Raw genomic sequence first — 6,188 nt, 5'->3', positions numbered from 1 at the left:
GGTTGCCGGCGACCGGCAGGGGGCCGCCCGCCAGCACGGCCGGCAGCCGCTCTCCCACCGAACGCCGGTCGATCGGCTGCCGCGCCGCGCCGCCCCCGGCGAAACCACTGATCAGCGCCGCCGCCCTACGGGACCACTTCTCCGCGTCGGGATCGGCGAGCACCGCGAGCAGCGTCTCGATCGGGTTGCGCAGGGCCGGGTCCAGGGTGTCGTCGGGGCGTGGGCCGCCCGTCAGCATTTGGTGGATCTGCCGGGCGGTCCGCAGCGCGCCCTCACCGAGGAGCGGTTCGGCGGGGGTGCGCACCTCGCGGTCGTCCGCGGTCCCCTCCACCGCCGCCTTCCAGGCCATCACGTCCGTGTGCGTGAACTGCCACACCTGCATGCCTTCGGCCCGCAGCGCTTCGCGCTTGGCGGCGTCGTCGGCGATCCGGTTGATGCCGGTGCTGGCGTGGAAGGCGTAGCCGTCGAGGAAGACCGCGATGCGCGTCGACGGCCCGTCGATCCGGGTCAGCAGATAGTCCGGTTCGCTGGGCGCTGACGTCAGCTGGCGCACATGGTCCTGGAAGAGCCAGCGGGTGCCGCTGCCGTCCGGGCGGGTGAAGCGCAGCTCGTACTCCATGCCGCGTTCCCCGGCGCGGGGCGTCACCGAGCCGGACTCCGGACGGCGGCTGCCCCAGTCCACGAGAGTGCGGACGAACTGCTTCTCCAGCTCGCTCTCGGCGAGCTGGTCGATGCGCACCCCGGACAGAGTGTCGACTTGCTCCGTGTCCCAGCCCGTGAGGACCTCGTCCAGGAGCTCCCTGGCGACCCGCAGCGAAGCGAAGGGGTGTTCGTTGCTGCTGACGTGCGGCAGCAGGCAGCGGTGGCAGGGGGTACGCAGGTTCTCCTTGCCGCAGGGGCAGTCCCGCAGGGCGGTCTGGGCGAGGGTGAGCACCCGGTGCAGCACGGTCGCGTCGGCGAGGTGCTCCAGGTAGCCGGTGCCGCCCGGCATGGAGTCGTGCAGCACCAGGAAGCGGCGGCGCAGTTCCCGGGTGCCGCCCGGCATGGTCGCGGGTACGACGCGCAGGTGGTCGGGAGCGCCGCCGAAGTGCTTGGTTATGCCCAGCAGCAACGCGGCCTTGAACGACACCAGCCGGGTCTGCAGTTCCATCGTGGAGACGGGCAGCAGGATCCGCAGCGCCTGCGTCGTCAGCTCGTGCGCGAGGACGAGCCGCTGCATCGACGCTGTCTCGGCGTCGATCCCGTCGTCCTTGTGGCTGCACCAGTACGCGTGCCGGGTACCGATCCGTTGGGCAGTCCGGTCCCATGCCTGGGGGTGCACGCCGCGTACGGCCCCGCACTCCAGGCAGGTCTCGAAGCCGGGCACCTGGACGTCGTCGCCGGCGATCTGGTGCTCGGGACCCGCGGCGGCGGCCGAGCCGAGGTTAAGGGTCCGGATGGTGGCCACCCGGGCGAACTCCACACCGAACGGCAGCTCTCCGACCCGTTTCCAGGCGCGTAGTCCCTGGGGCTGTTCCGGGTCGATGTCCACCAGAGTGATGTCGTTGAACCGGCGCCGCTCCCGCTCGTCGCGCTCGTCGGTGAGCCGTGCGTCCTCGCGCCGCTCGCGGGCGGTCACCCGTTCGGGCACGAGCACGGTGTGGAGCGCGCCGGGATCGGCGATCTGCGGCGTCAGGCAGCGCGGGCACGCGGTGAGGTCCAGCCCGGACTCGGCGGTGGCGACGTAGCCGCACTCGGGGCACAGCCGCCACTTGGCGTAGGCGGTGTCGCCCTCGCCGGCGCCCAGATCCAGGCCGTTGACGATGTACTTGTAGCCGTCGGTGTGGAAGGTGTTGCCGGGCGCCAGTTCCAGCAGGCCCATCCGTGAGCCCCGCCCGTACTCGGTCAACTGGTCCTGGAACTCGCCGTCGGCGTCCTTCCACCACAGCGTCGCGTCGAGCAGCGTGGCGTCGTCGTGGAGGGTGTAGTTGGGCAGCAGGCCCAGACGGACCATGGCGTTGACCGAGTTCTCGCCGACCAGGGCGTCCCTGCGCCGGTTAACCGACCTGCGCTCGGCGTAGAGCTGGCGGCGCTGCTCGTCGCGTTCGCGGTCCCCGGAGGCGGTGGACAGGGCGTCGAAGGCCCGGCCGATCTGCCGGGACCGGGAGCGCAGGGCCTCCAGGCGTTTGCGCCACGCGGTGGCGGCCTGGCCGACGGTCTGCTCCAGCTCCAGCTGAGCGAACTGCCGCAGGCCCTGCTCGGCCTCGGCCGACATACCCGGGAAGAGCTGGACGAAGGAGGACGCGAGTTCGGCGTGGCGGGCGTGGGCGACGTCCAGGAAGCGGCGGAACCAGCCGTCCTCGGCGAGCCCCCGGGTGAAGAGGGCGCCGATGCGGTGCGGCATGGGCTCCTCGGGCATCATCGTCCCCCGCCACAGGCTGCGGTCGGCGGCCCGGTCCAGCAGGTACGCCAGGTACTGGCGGCGCAGGATCTCGGAGGCGTCGAGGTAGCAGTCCGGCGGGATGATCCGGCCCGCGAGCATCTGCTCGGGTGCGTGCAGGTAGTACTGGTTGCGGGCACCGCGCGGTACGAAGGTGACGGTGAGCGAGTTGCCGGTGCTGCGGCCGGCACGGCCGATGCGCTGCGCGTAGTTGGCGGGTGCGGGCGGCAGGGAGGCGAGCAGCACGGCGGACAGGTCGCCGATGTCGATGCCGAGTTCGAGGGTGGGCGTGCAGGTCAGCATGTTCGGGTCGAAGGGCGAGGGGCGGTTCTTGAAGGCCTGCTCGACCTCCTCGCGGCGGGCCCGGCTGAGTGCGCCCGTGTGCTCGGCGGTGAGGACGTCACCGGGCCGGTCGACCGTGTAGAGGCGGCGGTAGTAGTCGTCGCTGTAGTCGCGGTCGTCGGTGGTGAACGTGCCGCCGCACTGGAAGCGCAGGCAGGGTGTGCCGAGCCAGTCCTCGCGCCGGCCGGGCGGGACGGTCTGCCGCCAGGTGCAGCTGTCGCAGCGGACGCCGTGGTCGTTGACGCCCGTTCCGTCGGCCCCGGCCCCGTCCGCCCCGCTGCCGTCGTCAGGGGACGACGGGCCGGTGGCGAGGCTGTGCACCATGATGGTGCGCGGCCTGAGAGCGAAGACGGTCGAGCCGCCCTCGGCGGGATAGGTCGCCAGCACCTCGCGCTGCGCGAGCAGCTTCATGGCCTGTTCGGCGAGGGCGCGGGCCTCGCGTCGCTCGCAGCCGAGGGTGCGGTGCCCCCAGTCGGCGAACCAGGTGTTGTCGCGGGCCAGCGAGTCGAACTCGGATGTGCCGAGGCGCCCGAGGACCGGGAAGGTCGGTGCGGCCAGGCCGCGCGGGAACGCGGGCATGCCCGTGGGCCGCCCGCCCCAGATCGGCCAGCGCCGGGCGCCGGCCTGGGCGATGTACTCCTTGAGCCAGGGGTGGAACAGCGCCCCACGCAGGCGCATGCGCTCCAGCAGGCCGCGCAGGTAGACGACGTAGTCGGCGTCGTCGGTGGGAAGGGTGATCTGCCCCGGGAGGCGCTGATGGGCTTCCCGCAGCAGAGCCGCGACGGTGGCGGCGTCGGGGAGGTGTACCTCGGCGGCGGCGGTCCGGGTCAGTTCGAGGGTACGGCCCAGGCGTGAGCGCAGGCCGAACTCCAGCAGCGTCTGGAAGACCATGCGGTCCTGCAGCATGTACGCGCCCGCGTCGCTGAACCCGTCGCCGCTGAGGAGCGTCCGGATCTCAGGGTTGTCGCGCAGGTCGGGAGGCACGATCGAGGCGAGCTTGCTCATCTCGCCCTTCTCGGCCGCCGTCACCACGGCTTCGGCGGCATCGGTGGCCAGATCGTGTACGGCGACGGGGGCGCCCGGCTTGAGCTGCTCGGCGAGCAGCCCGCGGAAGGTGAAGCCGAAGCTGCGGTTGGCGATGAACGCGGCCCGGTGGGTGGCGTCCTGGACGGAGTCGGTGAAGACCAGCAGCTTGCGCTCGTCGTCGGTCAGGCCGCGGTCGGAGAAGAGCTGGGTGGTGGTGACGGAGGCGAGGGTGGCGGTGCCCGCACCGAGGAAGCGCATGCCGTCGGTCAGGTCGCAGGAGGGGCACTTGTCGCCCGCGTTGGCGGGGAGGGGCCCGGCGACGGTGATGACGGGCACGGTGTCGTTGCTCGGCACCGTGCGCAGTTCGGCTTCCTCGGCGTGGAGAAAGATGGGGGTGTGCTCGCCGGGCCTGGCGCGGATCATCCAGCGGACGGCGCGGTTGCCCTGGGCGGAGGCCCGGTAGATCTCCAGCGGCTTGGTCTTGAGCTGCTGCCACTCCAGATCCGTGGACAGCGCCGCCCAGCCGGAGCGCCCGCAGTGACGGCAGTACACGGCGGGAAGGTGGGCGCGGTAGGCCGGACCGACGGGGCGGACGAACGGGACGGGGCTGTCCGGGGTAAGGGCGGAAGTGCCGTCGCCGGGGGCATACGGGTCCGTGTCCGCGTCGGCGGTGCTGTCTACCTCGGCGGAGGGGTAGACGGCGAGGTTGGCCGGGTTGGGGCGGGTGTCCCCGGTGGGGCCGTCGTCGTCGAACCAGCGGAAGTGCGGCGTCGGCGTCGCGGCGCGGATCACGCGGCGCACCTCTCGGACCCAGAGCTGGGCCTCGACGCGGAGGAAGGGGATGGTGCGGCCGGCGATCGGGTCGTAAGCACGTGCGGTCGAGACCAGCGCGAGGAGACGCGCGAGCCCGGTCGCGACCAGGTCGATGTCGGTCCGGGCCGCCTCGTCCCAGGCCGCGCCGCCACCACGCTTCGCGAACTCGCGGGCGATCTCCGGGACGGTGACGGGAGTGTCGCCCGCGACATCGAGGAGAGCACGGATCAGGTTGTGCTGCCGGAGCTTCTCGCCGAGTTGGATCGGGTCGGCGAAGTCCGTGCCGACGACGAGTTCGGCGAGCCGCTGGAGGGCGGACGGGTCGTCGAGGGGATCGGGGACGGAGGCGAGGGCGGCCGGGGAGGGCACGGGGAGGAGGAAGTCGGGCTCGGCGACGAACTCGCCGGGCGTCTGACGGTCCTCGCCGATGAGGGCGGCGTCCGGGAAGGGAGTGCCGAAGACCTTCTCGGCGAATTCGAGGAGGAGTTCGCGGTCGGACTTCTCGGGGCCGTCGGGGGTGGGGGGTGCTTCGGCGGAGGAGGCGCCGCTGCTGGCTGCTGTGCGGCCGACGGCGCCGGTTCCATTGGTTGCGGCTGCCCCGCCGGTTCCGCCGCCGAGGGTGGCGGAGGTGGCAACGGGGGTGATCGTGCCGAGGGGGCGGCCCGGCTCGGCCTTGCCGGTGGCCGCGCCCAGGCGGCGCAGCAGCATCGCCACATCGGTGCCCTGGGCGCCGTCGTAGGTGTGGAACTCGTCCAGGACGACGTACGTCAGCCCGCCGTCCTGCCAGAGAGGGACGTCCGGGATGCGCTGGAGGAGGAGGTCCAGCATCTTGTAATTGGTGAGCAGCAGGTCCGGCGGGTTCGCGCGGATGGCCTCGCGGTCGGTGATCAGGCGGCTGTTGGGGGACAGTTGGGCGGGGGTGATGGTGCTCGCGCCGGACTCGCGGGCGTAGGAGCCGGGGGCGTTCTCGTCCTCGTCGTCCGGGGGGCGGTTGCCGGAGGCGCCGCCGATGTAGACGCCGGCTGTGACGGAGGAGAGGGCGGCGTTCTTGGCGAGAAAGTCGTCGATACGGCGGGCCTGGTCGTCGGCCAGCGCGTTCATCGGGTAGAGCAGCAGCGCCTTGACGCCCTTCACCCCGGCGGCGCGGGCGCGGGCGCAGTGGTCGAGGATCGGGACGAGGAACGACTCGGTCTTTCCGGAGCCGGTGCCGGTGGTGACGATCGTCGGCTCGGGGGCGTGGCCCGACTTGCTGGACAGCCGCTGCCAGGCAGTCGCCTGGTGGGTGTAGGGGCGGAGGCTGGGCGACCAGTCAAGAGCCTTCTCCCAGCCGGGAGGCGCGTACCGGAAGGGCGTACGGACGCGGAGGTACGGGCCCCGGAAGAGGCGACTCTCCGGCCGCTCAAGGAACGCTTCGAGCTCCTCGCGGACGTCGTCGTCGGCGAGCGCGAAGCTCGTCGTCAGGTACGCGGCGAGGGCACGGCGCAGATCCTCGGCGGCCAGGGAGGGAAGCATGGCTGAGTGCTACCTGCTTTCCGGGGCGGGGGTGGACGTGGCGGTCGACTCGGCGGGGGCGGGCGCGGGCGTGGTG

Annotated in this window: 1 protein-coding gene; it reads right to left on the bottom strand. The window is 72.3% G+C overall.

Annotation, left to right across the window (positions count from 1 at the left end; all coding sequences use genetic code 11):
• The coding region (locus CR470_RS34845) for a DEAD/DEAH box helicase (RefSeq protein WP_097871456.1) at positions 1-6,112 on the bottom strand (6,112 nt) is incomplete at its 3' end.
• Positions 6,113-6,188 lie beyond the last annotated feature (76 nt).

The sequence above is a fragment of the Streptomyces sp. rh34 genome, assembly GCF_002551245.1.
Taxonomy (GTDB): domain Bacteria; phylum Actinomycetota; class Actinomycetes; order Streptomycetales; family Streptomycetaceae; genus Streptomyces.
The sequence above is the reverse complement of the archived record's forward strand: the minus strand, read 5'-3'. Positions and strand labels throughout refer to the sequence as shown.